Source organism: Burkholderia sp. BCC0405 (genome assembly GCF_902833075.1).
In the GTDB taxonomy this organism is placed as follows: domain Bacteria; phylum Pseudomonadota; class Gammaproteobacteria; order Burkholderiales; family Burkholderiaceae; genus Burkholderia.
Genome location: NZ_CADFEO010000001.1, coordinates 275862 through 302855, shown reverse-complemented (window position 1 = coordinate 302855; position 26994 = coordinate 275862). Strand labels below are relative to the sequence as shown.

The following is a 26994-nucleotide window of genomic DNA, read 5'->3' as shown; positions in this document are numbered from 1 at the left end:
CCGGGTGCCCGACCATGCTCTTCAATACGCGTAAAGTCCGTCCGGTCCTGCAGGACGAGGTGACGGAGTGCGGCCTGGCCTGCCTCGCGATGATCGCGTCGTGGCACGGGCGCGAAACGACGTTGCGCACGCTGCGCAACCGCTATCCGGTCCGGATCGATTCCGGGCTGTCGTTCTTCGACCTGATGGAGATCGCGAACGATCTCGGCCTGCGCGCACGCGGGCTGCAGTTCGACGCGGGCGAGCTCGATGCGTTGAAGACGCCGTGCATCCTGCATTGGGGGATGAACCACTATGTCGTGCTGACGAAGGTCGGCTACGGCAGCGTGCACATCGTCGATCCCGCGCTCGGCGAAACGAAGCTGCCGCTCGCGCAGGCGCTCACGCACATCACCGGCTATGCGCTCGAACTGAATCCGGACATCGGCTTCACGCGGGCGGGGCAGGCCGACCGGATCCGGCTGCGCGACTACCTCGAAGGGCTGACCGGCATTCGCAAGAGCCTCGCGATCGGCATCGCGGGCGGCGTCGCCGCGCAGCTCCTGCTGCTGCTCGGCCCGTCGTACGTGCAGCTGACGATCGACGAGGCGCTGAAGAAGACCGACGTCGACATCCTGTACCTGCTGACGATCCTGTTCGCGATCGTGTTCCTGTTCGACACGCTCTACGCGAACCTCGTCGGCAACATCAAGAGCTACCTGCGCAACATCGTGTCGCAGCAGTTGTCGGCGAACATGGTCGGGCATCTCGCGCGGCTGCCGATCGGCTATTTCCTGTTCCACAACACCGGCGATTCGATCTCGCGCGTGTCGTCGGTGTCGGAAGTCGGGCGCTTTCTCGTCGATGGCCTCGTCGGCGGGCTGCTCAATATCGTCACCTGCACGCTGACGCTCGTGCTGATGCTGTACTACAGCCCGGTGCTGGCCGGTATCAGCCTGGCCGGGATGGTGCTGTTCGCGCTGAGCCGGCTCGCGATCCAGCCGCAACTGCAGGACGCGATGTCGCAGATCCTCACGCGCGGCGCCGAAGCCGACGCGCTGCTGATCGAGAACATCCGCTCCGCGCACTCGATCAAGCTGCTGTCGGCCGAGACCGCGCGCAGCAGCCTGTGGGTAAACGCGTTCACGCAGAAGCTGCAGGCGATGCGCCAGCAGGAGCGGTTGCAGCTGCTGTTCGATGCGATCTCGAAAGGCATCGTGCACGTCGAGCAGCTTGTGATCGTCACGTACGGCGCGTGGCTCGTGATGCACGGCCGGAGCACGATCGGCGTGATCTACGCGTTCATCCAGTACAAGAACCTGTTCGCCGACAAGTTCATCGATTCGATCCAGCTCTACGTGCGCCGCAAGGTGCTGCAGGTGCACATGGACCGTGTCGCGGACGTGCTGCAGACCGAGACCGAGGAGCCCGCGCCGGACGCCGTCGTGCGTCCGGTCGACGGTTTCGACGGCGCGCTGTCGATTCGCGCGCTGTCGTATACGCCGAAAGGCGGCCACCGCCCGATCCTGCGCGACATCGCGCTCGATGTGCCGGCGGGCGGCAAGATCGCGATCGTCGGCCGCACCGGCAGCGGCAAGACGACGCTGCTGAACCTGATCTGCGGCCTCGTGCGGCCCGAGCCCGGCACGCTGTTCGTCGGCGGCGTCGATCTCGCGGAAGTGAACCTGCGGCAGTACCGCAAGCATCTCGCCGCCGTCACGCAGTCCGACCAGCTGTTTCGCGGGACGATCCGCGACAACATCACGAACTTCGCGCCCGCGCCGCGGATCGGCGCGATGTTCGACGCGGCGAAGCTCGCATGCATCCACGACGAGATCGAGCGGCTCGACCATCGCTACGACACGCCGCTCGGCGATACGCAGAAATTCCTGTCGGCCGGCCAGATGCAGCGGCTGCTGATCGCGCGGGCGCTGTATTGCGAGCCGCGCCTGCTGATCCTCGACGAATTCTCGTCGAACCTCGACCAGGCGACGACGCACGAGATCTGCCGCAACGTGCTGACGCTGCCGTGCACGATCGTGCTCGTCACGCACGATGCGTCGATCCTGTCGATGGTCGACCGGATCTACGAGATGCAGGACGGCGTATTGACCGATGCGACCGATGCATGGCGTGCGGCCGAGGAGGCGCGGTGATGCTCGGCCGGCTCTTTCTGCTCAACCCGTTCTCGTATGCGTTCCTGGTGCGGCGCGCGGTGCGCGCCGTCGCGCTGCGCACGTCACCCGCGCGCGGGCTGCGGCTGATGCGCTGGTGCTCGGGCGCATGCCTGAGCTGCTTTCCGTGCATTCGCGAGTCGATCGAGCGCGCGGTCGCATACATGCTGAGCGCGCACCTGAACGACGATCCGCGACGGGTGCGGGAAGTGTCGGCGGCGATCGTGCGCGAGCTGTTCGAGGCCGAGTTCGCGGGGCTCAAGCTGCGTACGCACAGCCTCGAATCGATGAAGTCGATGATCGACGGCATGGCGTGCGAAGGCGACGAGCAGTTGCGCACGGCGCTCGCGCGCGGCGGCCCGCTGATGCTCGCGGGGCTGCACTTCGGCAACCTGATGCTGTTCGTCACGAAGCTGCGCTTCATGATTCCCGACGACCGCAAGCTGATGGTGATCCTGCACCGCGATGCGCCGGGCGCGTTCTTCGACGATGCGCTGCGGCTCGTCGCCGAATACGGCGCCGGCGAAGTGGAGTTCATCGACATCGAGGAGCGCGTGCACCTGCGGCGGCTGATCACGAGCCTGCGGCGCGAGGCGCCCGTCTTCCTGCTGTTCTCCGACCTGCACGGCAGGTTCGGCAAGACCAACCGCTGCCGGCTCGGCGGCCGCTGGGTGCGGATGGCCGGCGGCGGCGTGAAGCTCGCGGTCGAGCAGGGGATTCCGCTGCTCGTCGCGTATGCGACGGGCGTGCCGTTCCGCGATCGCTGCGCGGTGCATTTCACCGAGCTCGCGGCCAGCCCGCTCGCGCCGATGCTCGGCGCGGACGACGACGCGTCGCCCGTGCGCGCGACGCACCAGCGCATCGTCGACCGGCTCGAGCAGGCGCTGGTACGCCAGCCCGAGCAGTGGCATTTCTGGGAACACTTCACGCCTTACCTGATGCCGACGCCGCTGCTCGATGCGGCCGCGCGGCGTCGCTCCTGACGAGCCCGCCCCATGCCGACCTGGAACGCCACCCTCCGAGAACAGAAGCCGTCGCGCAAGCTTGCGCGCGGCACGACCTTCGGCACCGTGATCCACGGCGTCGTCGACGTGCCGGTGTCGCTGCGGTTCTTCTGCTACCTGTCACTTGCGATGTTCGCGATGTTCGTGACCGCGCTCGTCGAACTGAGCTACGCGAATACCGAGAGCGTGTCGGGGATGCTGACGCCGCGCTCGGGGCTGATCGGCGTCGGCGCGCCGCCGGGCTGGGCCGTGCGCGACATCTACGTCGGCAAGGACCAGCACGTGAAGGCCGGCCAGCGGCTGCTGGCGGTGACGCGCGACACGAGCTTCGTGAGCCAGGCCAACAACGTGCAGGGGATGCGCGCGGCGCTCGACCGGCAGCGTGTCGAGGTGACGCAGCAGATCGATGCCGCGCGCCTCGAATACAAGTCGTCGGTGCAGCAGATCAACCAGCAGATCGCCGCGCAGGGCGAGAGCCGCGGGCTGATCGACCGGCAGATCCAGGACCAGAAGCGCATCGTTGACGAATACGGCGAGCGGCGTGCGCGCGTGAAGCAGTTGCTCGACGAACAGGTCGTGACGCTCGAGCAGTACAACCAGGTCAACACGCAGTACCTGCAGGCCGGGCAGGCGTACCAGGACCTGCTGCTGCGCCGCGCCGAGCTGATGAAGAACGCGATGAAGCTGCGCGGCGACCTCGACACGATGCAGAGCAAGTACGACGGCGCGAACGCGGAACTGAAGATCAAGCAGGAGGAACTGAACGCGAAGGAATACAACATCGACGAGAACGTGAACCAGGTGCTGTACGCGCCGGCCGACGGGCAGATCGTGCGGCTCGACGTCGTGCAGGGCGGCGTGATCGACCCGCCGGGCACGCGCGTCGTCGAGATCCTGCCCGCGACGGCCGACGGGCTGATCGCCGAGGTCTACATTCCGTCGTCGAAGGCCGGCTTCGTGAAGAAGGGGCAGGAAGTGAAGGTGGCGTACGCCAGCTATCCGGTCGAGAAGTTCGGCACCTATCGCGGCAAGGTGTTGTCGATCTCGCCCGTCGCGTTTTCCGCGAAGGAGCTGAACCTGCCGGGCGATGCCGCTACGCCGCAAACCTACTTCAAGACCTGGGTCGAGCTGGCCGACCGCACGCCGGCGTTCGAAGGGCGGCCACTGTCGCTGCGGGCCGGGATGATGCTGAAGGCCGATATCGTGCTGGAACGGCGCAGCCTGCTCGAATGGCTGTTCGAGCCGTTGTACCGCATCCGTCAACGCCTGTTCGGCGTGCCGGCCTGAGCCGATGGCGAGCCGGGACAAGGATCGCCGCCGCGCGCGGCCGGGCGCCGTGCGCCCGCTGTCGCGCTGGCTCGCTGCGGCGCTGTGCGCTTGCGCGGCCGCCGCGCATGGCGCGCCGCAGCCGGACGGCGGCGCCGAACCGGGTTGGCAGGCCGGCGCCGACGGAATCGGCTTCTGGCCGGGCGGCGACGCGGACGGATTCGATGCGAGCGCGTGGGCGACCGATGCAGGGCCGGGCCGCCGCGAGCGTGACGACTCGGGCGACGTGCCGCAACCCGACACCGTACCGTTGACGGCGCGCAAGATCACGCTCGGCCAGCGAACCAGCGGGGCGGGGCGCGCATGCGTGGCCGCGCGCGACGATGGCGCGGACGGTATCGGCTTCGACGACAACGGCGCAACTGGCGGCTGCGAGCCGGCCGCGCCCCGCGATGCGACGGCGGATCGCGCACCGGCCAGCGGCGTCGTCCACGCCGACCGGATGCCGTACGAACTGCATCCGATCGACCCGTCGCGGCTGCCGGATCTGCCGGCCGCCCAGGCGCCGCCGCTGCTGACGCAGCTGATGGGCGACGACCGCAACATGGTCGGCCTCGGCTGGCACTTCATCGGCACGACCGGCCGATCGACACCCGTGACGACGCACACGGACGCCCTCGGGCTGAACAGCTTTCAGAACCAGGGTTCGAGCCTGTCGCTCAGCAATACGAACACGCTGGCGTTCACGTTGACCCACTTCGTCTCGGAGCACTGGGCGGCCGAACTCGGCGCGGGCATTCCGCCGGTGCTGACCCTGCGCGGGCACGGCAGCATCGCGCTGCCGCTCGACCGGATTTTTTCCGGCGTCCAGGGGCGCTTTCCGCTGATCGATCTCGCGAACACGCAAAGCAATCCGCTCGCGACCACGCGCGCGTGGCTCGGCTCCGTCGTGTTCAAGTATTACCTCGGCGAGCGCGACGATCGTTTCCGCCCGTTCGCGGGTATCGGCGTCAGCTATACGCGCTTCACGAACACGAACCTGAATCCCGTATTCCAGCGCAAGCTCGCGTCGCTCGGCGGGCTGCTCGCGGCGGGCGCGGACATCGGCAGCCTGCAGTCGCTGCTGCTCGACCCGTCGCTGTTCCAGCGTATCTGGGATGCCGGCGGCGACCTGCTGCTGTCGGGCAAGACCAACGTGTCGGCCAAGGTGAAGAGCGTGTGGGAGCCGGTGTTTACCGTCGGCGCGAGCTACCAGATCACGCGCCGGTTCTGGGTCACCGGCATGGTGACCTATATCCCGTTACGTACGAGGATTACGCTGGACATCGACCAGCCGAACCGGCAGCTCGCGTCGAACACGTTCGATATTTCCGCGAACCCCGTGCTGGCGAGCGTACTGCTCGCATTCCGCTTCTGACCGGCGCGCCGGCCCTTTTTCATGAATTTGACGCGCGACACTGGGATAATGTCGGAGTTTGGCTGCGTCAATGATGGAAGGAGGCCCCATGGGCGACAACGATACCCGTAACGAGACCGACGACCGCACCGATATGGAATCGATGGAGGTGCGCCAGCGCCGTTTCGAGGAAGATCTGGTCGACGCCTACGACGAAGAGCTCGAGATGGAGCTCGACGATCGCCGCTTCGACGACAGCGACGACTTGCCGTTTTCGCAGGAACGTCGCGAAGCGCGCAAGCAGTATTTCCGCGAACTGTTCCGGCTGCAGGGTGAGCTCGTGAAGCTGCAGGACTGGGTCGTGAGCACGGGGCACCGGCTCGTCGTCATTTTCGAGGGGCGCGACGCGGCCGGCAAGGGGGGGGCGATCAAGCGCATCACGCAGCGGCTGAACCCGCGCGTATGCCGCGTGGCGGCGCTGCCGGCGCCGAACAACCGCGAACGCACGCAATGGTATTTCCAGCGCTATGTCGCGCATCTGCCGGCCGGTGGCGAGATCGTGCTGTTCGACCGCAGCTGGTACAACCGCGCGGGCGTCGAGCGCGTGATGAACTTCTGTACCGACGAGGAATACGAGGAGTTTTTCCGTTCGGTGCCCGAGTTCGAGAAGATGCTGGTGCGTAGCGGGATCCAGATCGTCAAGTACTGGTTCTCGATCACCGATCACGAGCAGGAAGTGCGATTCCAGAGCCGGATCCAGGATCCGCTCAAGCAGTGGAAGCTGAGCCCGATGGATCTCGAGAGCCGCCGCCGCTGGGAAGCCTACACGGCCGCGAAGGAAGAGATGCTGCAGCGCACGCACATCGAGGAAGCGCCGTGGTGGGTCGTGCAGGCCGTCGACAAGAAGCGCGCGCGGCTGAACTGCATTCACCATCTGCTGCAGCAGGTGCCGTATCACGAGGTGCCGCACGCACCGATCGACCTGCCGCCGCGCGAGCATCACGAGGATTACATCCGCCGGCCGGTGCCGGACACCATGATCGTGCCGGATATTTACTGAGTTACTGAGTGGCCGCGGCGGGTTCGATGCGATGAAGGGGCGCGCCGTGCAACGCGGCGCGCGTTACTCCCGGATCAGGAATGCGTCGCGGTCGCGCCCGACGATCCATGCAGGTGCGCGGCCGCGCCCGCTCCATGTCGCGCCGGTTGCCGGGTCGCGATACTTCACGCCGACGGTGAACAGCTTCGCGCGATCGCTGTAACCCTGCCCGAAGATTTCCCGTGCGGTCAGCGCGTAGTTCGTGACGAGTTCGCGTACCTGCGCCAGCACCGCGTTGCGTTCGCGGCTTCGCGCCGCCTTGATGCGCCGATCGAGTTCCGCAAGCTGGGCTTGCAGTGCCTTCACTTGATGCATGCGTCCGTTATCCCGTAGTCGAGTTTTGATTATTGGCGACGCGTGGTGAGCTATACGCCGGCGCGCCTGGCCCAGGCGCGCCGCCTCGGCCGGTGGCGGTTGCGTGCTGCTTGCGCCGGCCTGCGGGAAACGTATGCGGCGCGAGTCGCCGGGAACCCGGTGAGATTAAGTGGCGGCGTGCGGTTTTTCTATCGGACGTATCTGATTTTTCGGCGGAATTTGCCGGCAGCGGGGGCGACGGGGCGCGCGGTTGCCGCTCGTCACAGATCGGGAAAGCCTGATCGCCCTTGCGTCAGGTCGAACAACTCGGTCCGCGCGTTCGCGTCGGCGGTCTCGGGCAGCTTGATCACGAGCCTGACCGTCATTCCGTACGCGCTGTCCACCAGTTCATAACCCGCCTGTTCGATCCAGCGGCGCACGCGCGCCTCCTCGGGATAGCCGATCTCGATCGCGAGCCGCGTGTAGCGGATGCGCTCGACGCGCTCGGCATCGAGCAGCGCCGATGCGATTGCATCGGTGTACGCGCGCACCAATCCGCCCGCGCCGAGCTTCACGCCGCCGTAGTAACGCACGACCGCACCCAGCACGCCGTCGAGATCGTGATGGCGCAGCACTTCCAGGATCGGGCGGCCCGCGGTGCCCGATGGCTCGCCGTCGTCCGACATTCCCGATTGGCCGCCAGCCAGCAGCGCCCAGCACACATGCGTGGCCGCCGGATGTGCTTCGCGCAGGCGTTGCAGTGCCTGCATCGCGGCGTCGCGGTCGTCGACGGGAATCGCGTACGCGATGAAGCGGCTCTTGCGGATCTCGAGTTCGCGGATGTAAGTGGTGGCGAGCGAGTACATCATGCGTCGCGGCGGGGAAAGTTTAATGAAATCAAGGTGATGACGGCGTGTCGACTCTTTCGATGCTGACCCGGGCAGGCATGGGCCGGCTGCATGGGCGGGATGGAAGCCGGATTTTACCGTGGTGCGCATCGAAGCATGTCGATGCCGGCAGGATCCGGCCTGGTTGATCTGCCGGATACGGACTGGCGAAGCGCGCCGATGTGAATGGTGCGGCAGCGGCCGTTCACCTGTTGAGGCTTGGTCAAGATCGAAGCGCTCGCGACCTTGCTGGCGCTGTCGCTCCGGTAAGGCCCGTCAGCGGATGGGGGAATACGGAAGAGCCCGGCACGACATGCACGGCTCTTCCGTCGGGTTATCGCCGCTCAGTGCCCTTGCAACCGGATATCCCGCGACGACGCACCGACATACACCGTCCCGCCCGGCACCACGCGCCAGCCGTTACGCGACGTATCCCACACGCTCTGCATGCGCGGCGACACGGTAACGCGCACACGCCGTGTCTCGCCCGGATTCAGCCGGATCTTCTCCCAGCCGACCAACCGCTTCGGCGGTTCGTCCTTATACGGCACGCCGAGATAGACCTGCGGCGTTTCCGCGCCCGCAACGCGCCCGTCGTTGCGCACCGTGAACGCGACGCTCAGCGACCCGTCCCATTGCTTCGACACCGACAGCCCCGAGTACGCGAAGTGCGTGTACGACAGCCCGTAGCCGAACTCGAACATCGGCTTGATGTTGTGCGCGTCATACCAGCGATAGCCCATGTTCAGCTTTTCCGCATAGACGGGATCGTTGTCGAACGCGCCGTTTTGCCCCCAGGTCGGCGAATCCTGATCGCGCGCGGGGAACGTGACGGGCAGCTTGCCGGACGGATTGACCGCGCCGAACAGCACGTTCGCGATCGCCTTGCCGCCGGCTTCGCCCGGATACCACGCCTCGACGATCGCGGATACCTGGTCCTTCCACGGCATCAGCACCGGGTTGCCGCTCTGGACGACGACGATCGTGTGCGGATTCGCGCGCGCGACCGCTTCGACGAGCGTATCCTGGTTCGACGGGTTCGCGAGGCTCAGGCTCTGGAGATCGCCGAAATCCTCGCCGGCCGGCTGTGCGACCACGACGATCGCGACGTCCGAACGGCCCGCGAGTGCCGCGGCCTGGTCGATCTCCTGCTGCGTGTACACGCGGAACGGCGACTGCTGATCGCTGTTGCCGGCATACGTGACCTGCGCGGCCGGCGCAAGCGCGCGGATCGCGGCGACGATCGGCACGTCGACCTTCAGCCACGGATTGCGCCACCAGCTGCATCCCGTCGATGACCCGAACGTGAGGCCGCCGCAGCCCGCGAACGATCCCGATACGGGGTCGCGCGTGTTGCCCGAGCCGCCGCCGGACAGCACGGCCGCATCGGCATGGCCGCCGATCACGGCGATATGCGACAGTGCGGACGCGGCAAGCGGCAACTGGTTGCCGTCGTTCTTCAGCAGCACGATCGACTGCTCGGAAGCGGCCTGCGCGAACCGGCTCGCGGCCGCGAAATCGATCGTGCCGCCGCCCTTGGCCGGATCGTCCATCACGCCGACGCGAATCATCACCGCGAGCTTGCGCCGCACCATGTCGTCGAGTCGCGCAGTCGACACCGAGCCGTTCGCAATGGCCTGCTTGACGGCCGCCGGCGTCAGGTACACGGTCGATCCGACGTCTTCTTCCTCGTCGAGCCCGGCGTTGATCGCGGCGGCGGTGCTGTGCGTCGCCCCCCAGTCGGACTGCACCTGGCCCTGGAAGCCCCATTCGTTCTTGAGCACGTCGTTCAGCAGGTGAGGGTTCTCGCATGCATACGTGCCGTTCAGGCGGTTGTAGCTGCACATCACGCTGCCGGGCCGCCCGCGCTTCGCGGCGATCTCGAACGGCAGCAGGTAGAGTTCGCGCAGCGTGCGCTCGTCGATCTGCGTGTTGCCGCCCATCCGGCCGTGCTCCTGCTCGTTGCCTGCATAGTGCTTGATGGTCGCGATGACCTTCTGCCGCTGCGTGGCGAGCGTGCGTTCGGCGAGCAGGTCGCCGGCGAGCAGCGGATCCTCGCCGAGATACTCGAACAGGCGCCCGCCGCGCGGTTCGCGCGCGAGATTGGTGCCGCCGCCGAGACCCATGCCGAACCCTTGCGCGCGCAACTGGATCGCGACCTGCTTGCCGTAGTCGTACGACAGGCGGCGATCCCAACTCGCGGCGACCGCGATCGTCGCGGGGAACGTCGTGCTGGCCTGCGACGTGCTGCCGGAACCCGTCGCCGAGTCGACCATGTTCAGGTCGGGAATGCCGAGCCGCGGCACGCCCTGGATGTAGCCGGCGCCGCCGCCCGGCACCTTTGACATTTCGTATTGCGAATGAATGAGTTGAAGTTTTTCGTCGAGTGTCATCTTGCGCACGAGCAGGTCGGCGCGCCGTTGCGCGGCGGCCGACGCGAACGCATCGGTGGCGTCGCCCTGCGCGTTGAAATCGGCTTCGCCTGCGTAGGCGGTGGTGCAGAGGGTCGCTGCCAGCACGACGGCCGGCCAGAATGTGTCCCGCATGTTGCTCTCCATGATCGTATTGCCGGTTGTTCGAATGATGTCTGGAGCTGCGCACGTCCGGTGGATTCGCACCGGACGCATTCGGCTGGCAATGGTGGGTGGTTGCGCGTCGCATGCCAGGCCAGGCGGGGAATCGTTACGGCCGGTTGGGCTCGACCGGCGCATGCGGGCGGCGACGCACGGGCCGCCCGACGCTGCCAAATCGGATGTAGCGATTCTCTGCAGCGACTAATGGTATGAATGTAGTTTGACTACAGCATCGGTGTTTGTACCGATACGTACGATCTTTATTCGACACGGCCGTGAGACGCGATGAAAAGACGGTCATCGTTCCCGATTGCGGTGGCGGCGCGGAGTAAGAAGTACCTGCGAACGGGCGTTTGCGCGGGGGAATGCGCCGATGAATACGGTACGGCTCGTTGCGTGCGCATCGAACCTGGCCGGGTGCGCGGAAGACCCGCTCGACCCGGCCGGCATGTGGAGCGTTACTTGGTGACGAGTGCGCCGGTCAAGCCGGCGCTGATCGCCGGCAGCAGCAGGTTCAGCACGCGGCTCGCGCGGACGAGCCCGGTGTTGTCGACATAGACGATGTCCTTCGACGCCAGCGGGAACTGGTTCGCGAGCAGCATCGAAACCGGCGACGCCATGTCGAGGTGATAGATGACGGGCGCGCTGTCGGCGTCCTTGCGCAGCACGAACACCTGCTTCGCATTCGAGGTCTGCTGGTTGAGCTGGCCGGCCTGCGTGAGCGCCTCGCTCAGCGTGAGCGAACCGTCGCGAAGCGGGGCAACGGCTTGCGGCCTGACCACTTCGCCCATCACGTACACGGGATTGTCGTCGCGCGCGCCGACATGCACGATGTCGCCAGGCTTCAGCATGATGTCCGCCGGATTCTTCCCCGTCTTCATCATCCGCGCGACGTTCAGCGGATAGATCGTGCCATTGCGGGAGATCGTGACGCGGCTCTGATCCGCGGTCGGCGCAAAACCGCCCGCACGGCTGACGGCTTCGATCAGCGTCATCGGAATGTCGTTGATCGCCTGTGCGCCCGGGTTGCGCACTTCGCCGTCGATATAGACCTGCGTGGCGCGGAACGACGCCACGCGCACGGTGACCTGCGGCTTGACGAATACCTTGCTGAGTTCGGTCGTGACCTCGTGCTGAATCTGCGCGGCGGTTTTCCCGACTGCGTGGATCGGGCGCGGCACGTACGGAAACTGCACATTGCCGTTGTTGTCGACGACGAAACCAGGCGCGGCGTCCGCGGCCTTCGTGTTCTGCACCGGTTGCCCCGCGGCCGTGGCGAATTCCGGGTGATCCCATACCGTGATCTGCAGCACGTCGCCGGCGCCGATCCGGTAGATGTCCGGCTTCGCGAACAGGTTCGGCGGGAGGGAGGTGGCGGGCGCATTTTTCTGTTCGGCCCGGATCCGCTCGATCTGCGTCAGGTCGATCTGCTTGACCGGCACCTGCATGTCGCTGGTCACGTCGCCGTTGTCGGCGGTCGTGACCGGCAACGCGGTCGAGCTCATGTGCTGCCCCGGCACCACCGTGCAAGCGGAAAGCATCGCGACGGTCGCGAAGGAGAGGGCCATGCACACGCGGCGCACGGCAGTGCGATGGTGACCCGGCGTCACGGCATCGAACGGTCGATCGTTGTTCATTTTTTTATCCAGCATCGTTGAATCAGGAAATTCGGGGCAGTCATGTCGATGTCGGGGTATCGGGCTGCCGGCCGGCAGATTGCGAAGCAACGACTGCCCGGCGCAGTCGTTGCCGCAACGCGTCGGCGGCCGTTCATTTGATACGGTATCCGGATCGAATTCGGGCCTGCTGTCGCGAGACCGCTTCGCTCTGCACATCGTCGTGACGCTCCTCAATGACATTCGAACCCACGGCAATCGGTCCGTTCTTCATGGCGACGTCGCTTCCGGAATCGATTGTCAAAAATTGGCAATGACGGATTGACGTTTGCATGCCCGGCCGGGGGACGTGGCGGCGATTCCGATACCGATTCGCACGTTGCGATTGCCGATCGTGAACAGAGCGTAACGCAGGTTGGCTGCTTCGATTTCGCGGAGGCGGCTTAATGTAAGCCATCGCACGCAGCGTGTTGCGCATCTATCGCATAGTTGCGCCAACGAACATGGTCGCGCATTCCCGGCGGCAAGGCAGCAGCTTCCTGGTCATGCGCATTCGTGGTCCGGCACCGGTGCCCGGCGCGATGCGTCAGGCGTGCGGCCCGGCATGTACGACGGACGCGCGGGTCGGGCACGGCATCGCGCCGGCTTCCGACTCATTGTCTGCGAGAAATTTCATGACACGCTTCATTGCCCGTTCGAGGGCTCCTTTGCGGTTGGGTTTGGGCGGCGGCGGAACCGATGTGCCGCCTTATTCGGACCGGTTCGGCGGTCTGGCGCTCAATGTGACGATCGAAAAATTCGCATATGCATCGATCGCGCCGCGCGACGACGCGAAGGTCGAACTGGTGGCGGCCGATACTGACACACGGTGGATCGGCCCCGTCTCGCCGGTGCTCGAGGTGCAGAACGGACTCGGCTTGCACGTCGGTGTCTACAACCGGATCGTCAGGGATTTTCATGACGGCCACCCGTTGGCCGTCACGATCACGACGTGCTCCGAAGCACCGCCGGGATCGGGGCTTGGATCGTCGTCGACGATCGTCGTCGCGCTGGTCAGGGCGTTCTGCGAACTGCTGTCGTTGCCGCTCGGCGAATACGACATCGCACACCTTGCGCACGACATCGAACGAGAGGATCTCGGGCTTGCCGGCGGCAAGCAGGATCAGTATGCGGCGACCTTCGGCGGGCTGAACTTCATGGAGTTCTACGGCGACCGCGTGATCGTCAATCCGTTGCGGATCAAGCAGGAAATCAAGGCCGAGATGGAGGCGTCGCTGGTGCTGTATTACACCGGCGTCTCGCGCGAGTCGGCGAACATCATCAAGGAACAGAGCAGCAACGTGACGGAAGGCGTCGTCGATTCGCTGGCCGCGCTGCACGAAGTGAAGGATGAAGCCGTCCGGATGAAAGAGGCCGTGCTGCGCGCCGATTTCGACGCGTTCGCCGCGTCGATGCGCGATGCATGGGAATCGAAGAAGCGGATGGCGAAAAACATCTCGAACTCGATGATCGACGACCTGTACAAGGTCGCGGTCCGCGCCGGTGCGAAGGCCGGCAAGGTGTCCGGCGCCGGCGGCGGCGGTTTCATGATGTTCTTCGTCGATCCGGTCGAACGGTCGGCCGTGATGCGTGCGCTGGATACGTACAAAGGAATCAACGGCCAGGTGCTCAACTGCACGTTCACGGATATCGGCGCGCAGTCGTGGAGAAAGAATCAATGACGATCGGAGTAGAGAGCGAAATTCGCCAGACGCTGTCGGTTTTGACGGCGCTCGTGTCCGACCGCGAGCAACTGGCGCGGATCGAACAGGTGGCGGATCGGGTGACGGAGGCGCTGCGCAGGGGCAACAAGATCCTGCTCGCGGGCAATGGCGGCAGCGCGGCGGATGCACAGCATATCGCCGGCGAATTCGTCAGCCGTTTCAACTTCGATCGACCGGGGCTCGCGGCCTTTGCACTGACCGTGGACAGCTCGGTCATGACCGCGATCGGCAACGACTACGGATACGAGAAGCTGTTCGAGCGCCAGATTCAGGCGACGGGGCGTCCCGGCGACATCTTCTGGGCTTATTCGACGTCCGGGCGTTCGCCGAACATTCTCCGTGCGCTGGAAGTGGCCAAGGCGGCCGGCATGTTTTCGGTCGGGTTCACCGGCAACGGGCCCGGTGCGGCCGAGATGCGTCAGCGTGCGGACATCAGCATCGAGATTCCGTCCGCGTCGACCCCGAAGATCCAGGAAGGGCATCTCGTGTGCGGCCACATCATTTGCGGCATCGTCGAAGAGCGGATCTTCGGATGAGCGCGATGTTGCCATGCCTGATCCTGGCGGGCGGCCTCGGCACGCGGCTGCGCCCGGTGTTGGGCGACGCGATGCCGAAGGCACTCGCCTCGATCGACGGCGAGCCGTTTCTGTGCTGGATGCTACGAGGGCTCCAGCAGCAGGGCGTGACGGACGTGGTGCTGTCGCTCGGCTACGGCAGCGGCCCGATCAAGGCACTGGTGACGTCCCGCGACTTCGGGCTCGCGATTTCCGTGATCGAGGAAGACGAGCCGCTCGGCACCGGCGGCGCGATCGTTCACGCGATGAAGGCACACGGTGCGCCCGACATGATCGTGATGAATGGCGATACGTTGTCGAATCTGGATCTGAGGTCGTTGTCGGCGTTCTATCGCGCGACGGGGCCCGATCTCGTCGTGGCGGCGGCGCAGGTCGACGATGCTTCGCGCTACGGCACGCTCGACTTCGATGCGGCGTCGCGCCGGTTGGCGGCGTTCCGCGAGAAGCGTCCGGGGCAGGGCTGCATCAACGCGGGCACGTATGTCGTCAATGCGGGCAAGCTGCTTGGTTTCGATCTCCCGGCGAAATTCTCGTTCGAACAGGATTTCCTGGGCGAGCGGGTCGCCGCGCTCGACATCCGCGTGTTCCCCGAGGTCACGGCGTTCATCGATATCGGGGTGCCGGCGGATTATGCGCGTGCGCAAACCGTCATTCCGCTGATGCTGGAGACCGGGACTCGTGAAGCGTAAAGCCCTCTTCCTGGATCGCGACGGCGTGATCAACGTCGACTACGGCTACGTCCATCGGCAGCAGGACTGCGTGTTCGTCGACGGGATCTTCGATCTCGTGCGGTTGGCCAATGCGACCGGCCATCTGGTGGTCGTCGTGACGAATCAGGCCGGAATCGGCCGCGGGTATTTTTCGGAGTGGCAGTTCGTCGCGTTCATGAACTGGATGCGCCGGAGTTTCGAGGAGCGCGGCGCGAGAATCGACCGCGTCTATTTCTGCCCGCATCACCCGGAGGCCGGCATCGGTCGCTACCGGCAGGCATGCGCGTGCAGGAAACCGCAGCCCGGGATGCTGAACGACGCACGGCGCGATCTCGACCTGGATATGTCCGCCTCGATCCTGGTCGGCGACAAGCCATCCGATCTCGATGCCGGCGCACGCGCCGGCGTGGGGCGCCGCTTCCTGTTCGTCGGCGACCGGCCCGGCCGCGCGGAAGCCGAATCAGGCATCGACGTCGTGACGCGGCTGTCCGACATCGGCGCGGCGCTGGAAGAGACCGGCATCGCTGCCGCGCGTGTTTAGGCGTGGCGGCAGGATCGACGAGCGCATGCCGGAGTGAAGCGAACGAGGCCGTGACAACGGCTTGTCGGCCGTCGTGCCGATTCGAGTGGAAACACACGGGGAATTCAGGTTTTCGGCGCGGTGGATCCCCGGTCGGCGCTGAAGGGTTTTCAGCCGGATTTTCAAAGAAATGAATGTGAACAACAACGCGCGTAAAGCGGCGAAGCCAGCCGGATCTTCGATTCTGGAGTTCAGCATGAAGATGGACCGACCTGCATTGACCGGGCACCAAAACGAAACGAAACCTGTTTCCCGGCATGTGACGCGGTTGTCGCCGATCGACTTGCTGGAGAACGTGCTCGACAACGGGCGCCTCTTCGCGGCCGTCTTCGCGGCCTGCCTGCTGCTGGCGATCGTCTATGCGATCGCGGCAACGCCGGTGTATTCGGCCGACACGCTGATCCAGATCGAGGAAAACAAGGCCAGCGCGCTGGGTTCGCTGTCGTCGATCTCGAAGGCGCTGGATATCCAGAATTCGGCCGTGGTCGGCGAAATCGACATCGTCCGCTCGCGCTCGGTCGTGATGGAAGCGATCAAGGCGACGGGTGCCCAGGCCGAGGTGTCGGTCGAGAACCGCTTCCCGCTGGTCGGCGGCCTCATCGGCGCGTTCCTGTCGAAGGACGCCGATGGTCTCGCCGAGCCGCCGCTCGGGATGTCGTCGTGGGCGTGGGGCGGCGAGCGTCTTGAATTCAGGACGTTCGAGGTGCCGTCCGCGCAGATCGGCAAGGCACTGACGTTCGATTATCTCGACGGCAACCGGTTTCGGCTGAAGGATCGCAGCGGTCGGGAAGTGCTGAGCGGCGTGGTCGGCGTGCCGAGCGCGAGCAACGGCTATCAGGTCGACGTGGCGCGGATCGTCGCGCGCCCCGGTACCGAATTCCGCGTGCGGTGCGTGGCCGCCGACGTTCGCCTTGACGCGATCTTGAAGAAACTGGGCGTGACCGAGACGAAACGGCAGTCGGGCATCATGCAGCTGAGTTTCGAGGATGCGGATCCGATCTTCGCGGCCCGCATGCTCAATGCGATCGCCGCGGCCTATCTGAGCTTCAACGCGCGACGCCGTGCCGACGATGCCGAGCGCAGCCTCACGTTCCTCAACGCACAAATGCCGATCGTCAGGGCCCGGCTGCAGCAGGCCGAGCAGGCGTTGAACGCGTTCCGCAATCAGCAGGGGTCGATCGACGCGCAGGGCGACGTCAGCCTGCTGGTCGATCAGCTCGCGTTCGTCGACAAATCGCGGCTCGAGACCAAGCTCGAATACCAGGACCTGTTGTCGAAATACGTTCCGGGGCAACCGCAGGTCGTCGCGGCGGCCAACAAGCTGAAGGAGCTCGACAAGCAGGCCGCCGTGCTGAAGGACAAGGCGGCGCGCCTGCCGTCGCAACAACAGACGTACCTGCGCCTGGCGCGCGACGTCGAGGTCAACAATCAGCTCTATGTCGGGCTGCTGAACAACGCGCAGCAGTTGCAGATCGCGGAAGCCGGGACGGTCGGCAACGCATCGATCGTCGACAAGGCGGTCGTCAGCGACAAGCCGGTCCGGCCGAAGCGCCTGATCGCGATCCTGGCCGGCGCCCTGATCGGGCTGATGCTGGGCTTCCTGGCCGCGCAGTGCCGTGCATTGCTGTCCGGGCGCATTCGCGATCCGCACGACCTGGAAGCGGCGCTCGGCATTCCGATGCTCGGCATCCTGCCGAATTCGCGACGCCAGGCCGACGCGGACGCGAACCGCACGCCGGCCTTCGTCGCGACGAAGGAGCCGGCCGACGTGCCGCTGGCCGATGCGATGGACAGCCTCGCGCTGACGTTGCGGCACCGGCTGGCCCCCTATGGCGGCGACGCGAAGATCGTGCTGGTGTCGTCCGCGGCGCCCGCGCAGGGCAAGTCGATGATTGCCGCCAATCTCGCCTGCCTGTTTTCCGAGAGCGGGCTCAAGACGGTGATCGTGGACGCCAACGTGCGCGCACCGGGGCTGCATCGCTACTTTCCGGTGACCGCGACGAAGGGGCTGTCCGAGGTGTTGAAGGGTTCGCTGCCGGCCGAGGAGGCGATCACCCGCGCGACCGAACACCTCGATGCGCTGTCTGCCGGAAAGCCCAGCGCGTCGACGCGCAATCTGTTCGACATGGCCCGCCTCGACAAGCTGGCCGCGTGGTTGCGAGGCCGGTACGACATGATCGTCGTGGATGCACCGTCGGCGCTGCCGGTGGGCGATATCGCGGCATTGTCGCGCATCTCCGACATGACCCTGCTGGTGGCGCGCCAGGGTTCGGCCAGTTCGGCCGGCATGACGGATGCGCTCGAGAGCCTGCGCAAGGTCGGCGTGCGCGTCGACGGGCTGGTGTTCAACGGCTTCGAGCCGTCGCCGTTGCATGGCGTTCGCCGAATCGGCGCCGGCTTCGCCGCGGCACGCACGTGATCGCGCGGGCGAGGAGCGCATCGCATGAGTGAATCGATGGCAAGCAAGGATGGGCTGCGACGCGCGTCGCAAGCGATGCGGGTCGTGTGGTTTCTCGGGCCGCGGCCGGTGAGCTGGAACGGCGTGATGCGGTACAGCCTCAAATGCATCGACTTCATCCCGGCATTTGCGGGGTTCGAGGTCGAGCCGATCGACATTCCGGCCGAGCCGCGTTCGTTGCGGCGCTACTGGACGCAGTTCGTGCTGTATCCGCTGCGTGCGATGGCGGCCGCGCGTGCGGGGCACTTCGTGATGCTCTATCAGGAGGACCTGGCCTTCATGATTCCGCTGATCCAGCGGGTCGGCGGGCGGGTCGGCATCGTGCTTCATCACGTGCAGCGTCCCGGCCAGGTGCGCGGCGTGGTCGAGAAGCTGAAGAACGCGTATATGCGGTTGACGCAGTCGCTGATCGCGACGGCGGACGTGGTGCTCGCGCCGTCGGAAGTGACGGCGCAAGAGGCGCGGGCGGAGCTTCGTATTGGGGCCGACCGCATGCAGGTCGTACCCAATGCGTTCGACGATCGCTATGCGCCGATCGACGCCGGCGTACGCGAACAGGCGCGCGCGGCGCTGCTGGCACGCTTCGGCATCCGGATCGGCGAAGCGCTGGTCGTGCTGAACGTCGGCTCGGATGAAACGCGCAAGAACAACGCGACGCTGTTTCGTGCGCTGGCGTCGCTCGGGCGCAAGGACGTCGTGGTGCTGCGCGTGGGCAGCGCGCAAAACCAGGCCAACCGCGACGAGTGCCGGGCCATCGCCGCGCAGGCAGGCATTGCCGCCCATTTCGTCGAGAACGTCGGCGACGACGAGCTCGGTCATTTCTTCCAGGCGTCGGACCTGTACGTGTCGCCGACGCTGCACGAAGGTTTCGGCCGCACGGTGATCGAGGCGCAATTCGTCGGCGTGCCGGTCATCGCATCGGATCTGCCGGTGTATCGCTACACGATGGGGGATTCGTTCGTGGCCGTTGCCGATGCGATGGATGCGGCCGAATGGGGCCGGCAGATCGATCGCGTCGCGGGCGACCCGACCCTCCGCGCGAGACTGGTGCGCGACGGGCGGGCGAACGCACGGCGTTTTTCGTCTCGCGCGGTCAGCGCGCAGCTGCACGACGTGCTGGACCGGGCCGTGCATGACGGTTCGCGCGCAACCCGGGCCGAAGCGTGAAAGAGGCGGTGATGCGAACGATTCGAGCCGACGGCAGGGTCGAAGCGGCGTGGGGGCTGACCGTCTCGACGTTGTTCGTGCTCGCGTTGACGGTCAACGCGATGCTGCCGGCGCTCGGCGTGATGGAACCGAGCGCGACCTGGACGTTGCTGTTGGCGGTGGCGGGGGTAATCGCGCTGATCGTCGCGCTTCCGGTGTTCGCCGTGTCGATGCTTTACCCGCTGGTGATCGGGTTGACCGCTTTCGTGGCCGGCGTGGGGATCGAATCCGGCGGGTTTCTCCGGGAAACGGACATCTTCGGCGTCGCGAACGGCGCGTTCAGCCGGTTGCTGTCGTTCTACGTGATTTTCGTTGCGTGCGCGCTGCTCGGGTTCAGCCGGTTTCTGAAGGTGCGTACCGCGCACGAGCCGATCCGCGCGCGGCTGACGCTCCAGCCGATCAGCGTCGCACTCGGCCTGGGGCTGGTTGCCGCGATCCTTGCCACGGGCGTGCTGGCTGGCTTGTCGGGCGGCTTTGCGGTGCTGAGCGGCATCAACCGCTACGCGCTGCGCAACGACGCGTCGAACAGTACGCTGTTCAACCTGTTCCTGAACAACCAGACCTTCGTTGCCGTGCTGCTCAGTACCTTCGGCACGAGTTCGAACAAGACCGTGCGGTGGGTGTCCGTCTTCATGATGGTCGCCGATCTGGTGCTCGAGGCGTTGCACGGCGAGCAGTTCATGGCCGTATTGCATGTGTGCCTGACCTTCCTGACCCCGCTCGTCGCGATTCAGGCGATGAACGGCAAGCCGGTGATGCGCTATCTGGGGATCGGCTCGGCCATCGCGCTCGTGATCGGCGGCGTGTCCGTGTTCTACGCGTACAAGGGGCAGGGGCTGGACATCGTCGAGACGATGATGTCGCGTTTTCTCGAGCAGGGGCAGGCGTGGTACGTGGTGGACGGCGACGCGCATCTGTTCGGCGCGCCGCCGCTCGGCGGGATGGCGGCGTTCGGGCGTTTCGTGGCATCGCTCGGCTCCTTCACGGAACCGACGTTCTTCAGCGATGCGCCGGTGAGCGGCTTGCGCGACCTGATGCTGTCATACGGCACGCCGGAGATCCTGAAGGCCTACGTGTTCGACGACGTCACGTTCACGATGGGAAACATGGCGGTGCCGGTCTACTGGTTCGGCTATGCGGGCGGCGCGCTCTTCGTTGCATTGACCGGCGCGATATACGGAGCGGTGAGCGCGATGCTGATTCAGGTCGCGATGCGCGGCGGTGTCGTGATGCTGTGGCTGATCACGAAGATCTTTGCCTACGCAACCTACTCGGTCCAGCAAGGCGACTACTGGACGCTGTTCGGGGCGCGCACGCTCTTCTACATGCTGATCGCGCTGATCTGGTGGGTCTGCATCGATGCGAGGCGCCCGAACGCCGATGCGACGCGGACGGGGATATCTTGAACGCGTTCGTCAGGCTTCTGTTTTCGTCGTTCGCGGGCGTGGTGTGCGAAAAGATCATCGGGGCACTCGCCGCGATCGCGAGCAATCACCTGTTCGCGAACATCTACGGCGCGCGCCTGTTCGGCGAACTGCAGTTCGCGCTGTCGCTCGCCTATGTGATCGGCAGCGTCGCGCTGATCTTCGGCGCGCAGGTGATCCAGCCGATCCTCGGCAAGCACCCGCGTTTGCGGCACATGGTCGTCTACCGCGCGTTTCGTCTGCGGCTGGCACTGACGCTGGCCGTCATGCTGCTGTTCATGGGTATCGTGCTGATCGTCATGCGCCCGTCGAGCGTGTCCGAGCTGACGTTGATCGCGGCCTTCGCGTTGATCGTGGAGCCGATCGCGCTCGGCTCGCTGATGGCCTATGCCGAATCCAAGCCGTGGGTCATCACGCGGGCGAGAGCCTATGCGAGCTGTGTCCGGGTGCTGTGGCTGTACGTCGCGGCACACGCGTCGATGGGTGTGATCGTGGCCGCGTTCGCGTGGCCGCTCGAGGCGTGCGTGGCCGCCGCCGCGCCGTTCAGTCGTTATCGCTCGCTGGCGCTGAAGTCGCCCAGGCCGTTTCGCGGCAATGCAGCCGTGACGAAAGCGCTGGTCGTGCGCGGGCTGAGGATCTGGCCGGCCATCGCGGCCAGTGTCCTGGTATTGCGGATGGACCGGCTGCTGCTCGGCGTGCTGGTCTCCAAGGCGGATCTCGGCATCTACGCGTCGGCGGCCTCGCTGGTCGAGCAGTGGAATTCGGTCGGCACGACGCTGGCACTGGCGTTGGCGCCGAGCATGGTCTTTGCGGCGCGGACCGAGTCGCTCGTGCGCACCAAGGCGTTCAGGCTCGGCCTGTATCTCGGCCTGGTCGGCTGTGTCGCGTGGGTGGGCAGCTGTTTCATCGGCCAAAAAGTGTTCCTGACGATCTACGGGCCCGCGTTCGTCCAGGGCGTGCCGATCATGATCTACGCGACCGGATGCTCGATCGCCACGTTCGTCGATGCGGGGTTGAGCACGTGGCTGCTGGCCGTGCGCCGTTACCGGCTCATCATGATCAAGCAGGTGCTGATCGTCGCGGCCATCGTCGCCGCGCCGTTCGTCATGCCGCGCTCGCTGGTGATGTATGCGCCGTCGACGGGCATCGCCGTATCGCTGCTCGTCTTCTGGTGCGTCGTTCTCGGGAATCTTGCGTACAACCGGGAGCGCTCGTGAACGGCCGCTTTCGTGCGGCCGGTGGGTCGCCGCGCCGGCAACCGGCCGAACGCGAGCGCCGGGATGCGCATGCAGTGAATGGAATGAAAACGGTTTTGGATCGATGGAGGGGCCGCTCGTGAAGAATCGGGTGCTGATGGTGATGACGAGGGACATTCCGCAGGAAGTGACGAACGGGCGGGAGCGTACGCTGAGCTTCATCCGGAAGGCGCTTGGCGACCAGACGGAAGTGGCCGAATTCAAGATCCGGTCCGTGTTCGAGGATGGAGGCTTGCGCGCGAAGATCGGCGCGGCGGTGCGCGTCGGATGGAGTGTGTTGCGCGGCGCGCCGTGCGCGCTTCAGGTGGCGATGTTCTCGCACCCGGGCAAGCGGACGGCGCTGTTGCACGCCGTCGATGCATTCAAGCCGGATGTGATCTATTTCGACGGCATCCGGCTGGTGGATTACGCGATCCTGGTTCGGCGCAACGTGCCCGCATGCCGGATCGTCGTGGATTTCGACGATCTCATGTCGCGCCGCGCGAACATCCTGCGCGAGCAGGATGTTCCGCTGTCGGCCGGGTATCTGGAAAAGTCGATCCCGGGGCCGTTCGTCAGGCTCGCCAACGCGAAGATGATCCGCAACGCATTCCTGGGTTATGAAGCGTTCGCGCTCAAGCGGCAGGAGCGCGCGGCGATCGGGTCGTCGAATGCGGTCACGCTCGTTTCCGCGGAAGACGCGCATTCGTTGCGGATGTCGCTCACCGACGACGAGGCGATCAAGACGCATGTAATTGCCCCGCCGATGAATTCGCTGAAACCGGTGCGTCATCCGTCGGCACCGTTGCGGTTCGTGTTCATCGGTTCGGACCGCCAGTTGCAGAACCGGCTCGCCATCGAGTACCTGGTGGCGTTATGGGCGCGCGTCAGGCCCGCCAGGCCGCTGGTGATTTTCGGGCGCATGACCGGTCGATACGATCCCGTTCCGAACGTCGAATTCGCCGGATTTGCGCCGACGCAGGCGGACGTCTATACCGGATCCTCCATCGCGCTGTGTCCCGCGTTCCTTCGCGGCGGCATCAAATCGAAGGTGCTGGAGGCCATTTCGTACGGGTGCGTGCCGGTCGGAAACGAAGCCGCGTACGAGGGCCTCGGATTCCACGACGACGCGCTTGCGATGAGCGAAGCGCGGCTGGAGCGGTTCGTCGTCGAACCGTCCGCGGATCTGGTTGAGGTCGTCGAAGCGGCGACGCGATTCGCCGCCTATTGCGAGCAGCACTTCAGCATGTCGGTATTCGATCGGCGCTGGCGCGAGCTGATTGCGCCAGCGCCGGGCAGCCCGTCGTGACGGGCCGGGCAGTGCGCCGCGCCCGATCCAACCGGAAAGTCGGCGCAATGGAACGGAGGGCCTTGATGTCGTGATCTGAAGGGTTCGCGGATGGCCGGCTTCCGGATCCTTGCATGGGGATGCCTGACTATCGGAATATCGGAAAGGGGAAAGCCTTCCGCGAGCAAATTGCCGTCCTTCGGCCGATCGACTCGGCACCTCGGCCGAACGACGCGATATCGCATTCTTCACCGATACCTAATTAAAAATGAGACCGATCATATTTGGCGGGCGGTTCGGATGGCTGCATCCGGGCGAAGGGACGAGGGGTGTTGTCCTGTGCAACGCTTACGGGCACGAATCCGTCTGGAGTCACGGCGGCATGCGGAACCTGGCGGACCGTCTGTCCGCCAGCGGGATTCCGGTGCTGCGTTTCGATTACCGCGGAACGGGCGATTCCGACGGGGCCGATGGCGCGAGCGACCAGTTCGAGACGGCCGTCGACGACGTGCACGCGGCCATCGCGCGGCTTCGCGAAGAAACGGGCATTGCCCGGGTGACGCTGTGCGGCCTGCGGCTGGGCGCGGCACTCGCGCTGCTCGCGGCGAGCCGATGCGACGTGGATGCGCTCGTGCTGCTGGCTCCGGTGGCGAGCGGGCGCAGCTACGTGCGCGAGTTGTCGATCATGCGCAATATCTGGCTCGACCAGCTGCCGGCGCCATTGCGTGAGGCCCAACCGAAAGACGCGCCATTCAATGTGCTCGGGCAGGTCTACAGTCCGGTGTTCCGTGCGCGGCTCAATGCGTTCGACGCGGTCGATGCGTTGAAGGATTGCGTACGCGCGCCGGCGCCGGACACGCTGATCGTCGACGTGAATGCCGGCGGCAGCGAACCGCTGAAGAAGAACCTGGAAGCGCTGGGTGGTGAAGTCGAGTCGAGGTTGTTCGAAGGCTACGCCGCGTTCATGCAGGAAACGACGTTCTCGAGCATGCCGACGCGTGTATTCGACGCGGTGGTCGACTGGATCGCGGCCAGGGAGGCCGGGCAGGCGCCGTCGCCCGGCGTCGCGTTGAAAGCGGATTGGGATTCCGGCCTGATGCTCCGGACGCCGGAAGCCTGCGAACAACCGGTCAGGTTCGGCGTTGCCGGCTTGTTCGGCATCCTGTGCCTGCCGCCGGCCATGCGCGATCGCGGCCCGGTTCTGCTGATCACGAACACGTCGGCCAGCGCGCATGTCGGCGACAGCCGGCTATCGGTGCGCATCGCCCGGGAACTGGCGCGTCGCGGCATCGCATCGCTGCGGTTCGACGGACGCGGGATCGGCGACAGTGTATCCGGGTGTGGTGCTCGCGCGCCGGTCTATTCGAGCGCCGTCGTCGAGGATGTCGCGACGGCTGCCCATTGGTTGAAGGAACAAGGATATCGCCATGTCGTGTCCTTCGGCATCTGCTCGGGCGCGTACAGCGCGTTGCGTGCGGCGCTCGTGGGGTGCGCGCTGTCGGGTGTCATATCGGTGAACCTGCAGAGTTTCCATATGCCCGACGATATGCCGACCGACGCGTTGCGCAGGCATCGACCCAATTCGATCGCCGGTTACCGGTCGTCGTTCTTCGAGCTGAAGAAATGGAAGCAGGTGCTGAGCGGCGATCGAAAGATCATGCCGTTCGTCCGGCTCGTCATGAAGCGCATGGCGACGCTTGCGGCGGTCCGGATCGGCGCGTGGCGACGCCGGATCGCCGGATGGTCGTGTGCGGAGACGATGCCGGTCGATCCTCATGAAATCCTGCGTACGTTGCAGCGCAAGGAGGTGAGGACCCTGTTCATATGCGGTGCATACGACAGCAGCCTGGACCTGATGACGATGTATTTCGGCCCGCGCGGCAAGCGGCTGTCGCGCTTCTCGGGCGCGCGCACGGTTGTGCTCGACGATCTCGATCACAGTCTGTTCGGTTCGCATGCGGCCGAACAGGTGGTCGGCTTGTGCAGCGAATTCGTCAAGGGTCTCGATTCCCGCCGCGCGCCGCTCGGCAGGATCGTCGAGGCCGGATCGCCCGCGTGATGCGAGGCCGGCGCCGGTTTTTGCCATGTGCGCCGGCCTCATCGTTGCCTGGCGGAACGCGATGTCGCCACGGGGCTATGTCAGATGTCGCACAGTCGGCGGGCGGGTGCGGTGATACGGTAACTCGCCTGTCCTTGGCCACGCTGCCTGCCCGCTATACGACCCCAACGATGAATTCCAACAGCTCCGGACGTCTGGATCATATCGACGCGATGCGCGCCGTCGCGGTCCTGCTTGTCATCTGGACGCACTACGCCGAGCGGTTCGTCGCGCTGGCGGGCGCTCAACAATGGCTCGACACGCTGCAACGCGCCGTCAATTTCGGGCGGATCGGCGTAGTGGTGTTCTTCGGCATCAGCGGCCTGCTGATTCCGAGCAGCCTGCGCGGCGCCCGTGGACAAGGCACGCGGCGCTTCCTGATCCGCCGCTTCCTGCGGTTGTATCCGGCGTTCTGGTTGTCCATTCCGATCGGCTGCCTCGTCTTCTGGACGTTGTTCGGAAAACCGGTAAGCGCGTCGCTGCTCGTTGCCAACGCAACGATGATTCCGACCGCGTTCGGGCAGGAGCCGGTCATGGGACATTACTGGACGCTCGAAACGGAGCTGTATTTCTACGCGCTGTGTCTCGTGTTGTTCTGGTGGGGCGGGTTGCACCGGATGCGCGATCTCGCGCTCGTCTGCATCGCGCTGTGCACGATATTCGTGATCACCCTCGGGTTGCGCATCATTCCCGAGCATGCGCTGGGCCAGTACAAGGCCATGCCGTATCACCTCGCGATCATGTTCTGGGGCGCCTGTTTTCGTCAGGCGTACGACCATCCGCTCGACGTGTTGCGTGTGAGATGGGGGCGCGGCGAGCACGCCGGAATCACGTTGACGTACCGATCCGTGGTTGGCCTGCTGGCGGCGATGATCGTGGGCGTCGCACTGGTTGGCGCCGCCAATGATTGGCGGCATCACAACCTGGTTCATCTGCCGTCGTCGCTCGCTTACGTGATCGGCATCGTGATATTCACGGCGATGGCGACGGTATTGAAGGTCCGCGCGCGGTCTTTCGCGAAGCTGGGCGAAGTCAGCTACTCGATTTACCTGTTTCATGCGATCCCGCTGTTCGGGTTTTACTGGCTGTGCGAGCGCTATCAATGGGCCGGGTGGCCGCTGGGCGTCTACATGATCGTGCCCGTTGCGCCGTTGATTGCGTTGTCGTACGCAAGCTACCGGTATTGCGAGGCGCCATGTGTCCGGCTTGCGCACCGCCTGACCGCGTCGCGGCGACGCGGCGATCTGCCGGTCGGCAATCGTCAGGTCAACGCAGCGCAGGATCCGGTTCGAAACTGACCGGGCGCGGAAGCGTCGCGGCTGACAGGGGCGACCTCGTGTCGCCGACGTGAATGGAATGGGCTGCATGG

At 65.5% G+C, this 26994-nt stretch carries 20 protein-coding genes; 16 read left to right on the top strand and 4 right to left on the bottom strand.

The window, feature by feature from the left end; translation table 11 throughout:
• Positions 1-14: 14 nt before the first annotated feature.
• The 5 genes from HWX36_RS01365 (at position 15) to ppk2 (ending at position 6879) form a co-directional block, all read left to right on the top strand.
• Positions 15-2135, top strand: a complete 2121-nt coding sequence (locus tag HWX36_RS01365) for a peptidase domain-containing ABC transporter (RefSeq protein ID WP_175950494.1) — start codon at positions 15-17, stop codon at positions 2133-2135.
• A complete protein-coding gene (locus HWX36_RS01360; RefSeq protein WP_175950493.1) occupies positions 2132-3136 on the top strand; it encodes a hypothetical protein in 1005 nt (334 codons plus the stop codon). Before HWX36_RS01365 ends, HWX36_RS01360 begins: the two co-directional genes overlap by 4 nt.
• A gap of 12 nt (positions 3137-3148) precedes the next feature.
• Positions 3149-4444: an HlyD family efflux transporter periplasmic adaptor subunit gene (locus HWX36_RS01355; RefSeq protein WP_175950492.1), complete on the top strand. Its 1296-nt coding sequence runs from the start codon at positions 3149-3151 to the stop codon at positions 4442-4444.
• Positions 4445-4448: 4 nt separating this feature from the next.
• Positions 4449-5840, top strand: coding sequence for an OmpW family outer membrane protein (locus tag HWX36_RS01350; protein WP_175950491.1), 1392 nt, complete (start codon positions 4449-4451; stop codon positions 5838-5840).
• Between the two features lie 88 nt (positions 5841-5928).
• Positions 5929-6879 carry a polyphosphate kinase 2 gene (gene ppk2 / locus HWX36_RS01345; RefSeq protein WP_175950490.1) on the top strand — a complete coding sequence of 317 codons (951 nt, stop codon included), beginning with the start codon at positions 5929-5931 and terminating at the stop codon, positions 6877-6879.
• Between the two features lie 63 nt (positions 6880-6942).
• Here ppk2 and HWX36_RS01340 read toward each other — a convergent pair whose 3' ends face one another.
• The 4 genes from HWX36_RS01340 to HWX36_RS01325 form a co-directional block, all read right to left on the bottom strand.
• Positions 6943-7233 carry an H-NS histone family protein gene (locus HWX36_RS01340; RefSeq protein ID WP_175950489.1) on the bottom strand — a complete coding sequence of 97 codons (291 nt, stop codon included), beginning with the start codon at positions 7231-7233 and terminating at the stop codon, positions 6943-6945.
• Between the two features lie 260 nt (positions 7234-7493).
• Complete coding sequence (locus tag HWX36_RS01335; protein WP_175950488.1) at positions 7494-8081, bottom strand: YigZ family protein; 588 nt, start codon at positions 8079-8081, stop codon at positions 7494-7496.
• A gap of 362 nt (positions 8082-8443) precedes the next feature.
• Positions 8444-10645 (bottom strand): glycoside hydrolase family 3 C-terminal domain-containing protein, encoded by a 2202-nt coding sequence (locus HWX36_RS01330; protein ID WP_175950487.1) that lies wholly within the window; start codon positions 10643-10645, stop codon positions 8444-8446.
• Positions 10646-11130: 485 nt separating this feature from the next.
• Complete coding sequence (locus HWX36_RS01325) at positions 11131-12309, bottom strand: polysaccharide biosynthesis/export family protein (RefSeq protein WP_175950486.1); 1179 nt, start codon at positions 12307-12309, stop codon at positions 11131-11133.
• Between the two features lie 653 nt (positions 12310-12962).
• On the opposite strand from HWX36_RS01325, the gene HWX36_RS01320 reads away from it, so the two are divergent.
• The 11 genes from HWX36_RS01320 (at position 12963) to HWX36_RS01270 (ending at position 26923) form a co-directional block, all read left to right on the top strand.
• Entirely contained in the window at positions 12963-14009 is a 1047-nt protein-coding gene (locus HWX36_RS01320; RefSeq protein WP_175950802.1) for a dehydrogenase, read from the top strand.
• Positions 14006-14587: a D-sedoheptulose 7-phosphate isomerase gene (locus HWX36_RS01315; RefSeq protein ID WP_175950485.1), complete on the top strand. Its 582-nt coding sequence runs from the start codon at positions 14006-14008 to the stop codon at positions 14585-14587. The genes HWX36_RS01320 and HWX36_RS01315 overlap by 4 nt, the downstream gene beginning before the upstream one ends.
• The gene (locus HWX36_RS01310) at positions 14584-15315 is read left to right on the top strand and encodes a sugar phosphate nucleotidyltransferase (protein ID WP_244136281.1); all 732 of its coding nucleotides are present in this window, start codon (positions 14584-14586) and stop codon (positions 15313-15315) included. Before HWX36_RS01315 ends, HWX36_RS01310 begins: the two co-directional genes overlap by 4 nt.
• Positions 15305-15877 carry a D-glycero-beta-D-manno-heptose 1,7-bisphosphate 7-phosphatase gene (gmhB, locus tag HWX36_RS01305; protein WP_175950483.1) on the top strand — a complete coding sequence of 191 codons (573 nt, stop codon included), beginning with the start codon at positions 15305-15307 and terminating at the stop codon, positions 15875-15877. Before HWX36_RS01310 ends, gmhB begins: the two co-directional genes overlap by 11 nt.
• Positions 15878-16112: 235 nt before the next feature.
• A complete protein-coding gene (locus tag HWX36_RS01300; RefSeq protein WP_175950482.1) occupies positions 16113-18335 on the top strand; it encodes a GNVR domain-containing protein in 2223 nt (740 codons plus the stop codon).
• A 24-nt stretch (positions 18336-18359) separates the two neighbouring features.
• On the top strand, positions 18360-19541 hold the full coding sequence (locus HWX36_RS01295; protein ID WP_175950481.1) for a glycosyltransferase: 1182 nt from the start codon (positions 18360-18362) through the stop codon (positions 19539-19541).
• 11 nt (positions 19542-19552) lie between these two features.
• Positions 19553-20986, top strand: coding sequence for a DUF6418 domain-containing protein (locus HWX36_RS01290; RefSeq protein ID WP_175950480.1), 1434 nt, complete (start codon positions 19553-19555; stop codon positions 20984-20986).
• A complete protein-coding gene (locus HWX36_RS01285; protein ID WP_175950479.1) occupies positions 20983-22221 on the top strand; it encodes a hypothetical protein in 1239 nt (412 codons plus the stop codon). The genes HWX36_RS01290 and HWX36_RS01285 overlap by 4 nt, the downstream gene beginning before the upstream one ends.
• A gap of 118 nt (positions 22222-22339) precedes the next feature.
• Positions 22340-23548 carry a glycosyltransferase gene (locus HWX36_RS01280; RefSeq protein WP_175950478.1) on the top strand — a complete coding sequence of 403 codons (1209 nt, stop codon included), beginning with the start codon at positions 22340-22342 and terminating at the stop codon, positions 23546-23548.
• Between the two features lie 247 nt (positions 23549-23795).
• Positions 23796-25586 carry an alpha/beta fold hydrolase gene (locus tag HWX36_RS01275; protein WP_175950477.1) on the top strand — a complete coding sequence of 597 codons (1791 nt, stop codon included), beginning with the start codon at positions 23796-23798 and terminating at the stop codon, positions 25584-25586.
• 170 nt (positions 25587-25756) lie between these two features.
• Positions 25757-26923 carry an acyltransferase gene (locus tag HWX36_RS01270; RefSeq protein WP_175950801.1) on the top strand — a complete coding sequence of 389 codons (1167 nt, stop codon included), beginning with the start codon at positions 25757-25759 and terminating at the stop codon, positions 26921-26923.
• Positions 26924-26994 lie beyond the last annotated feature (71 nt).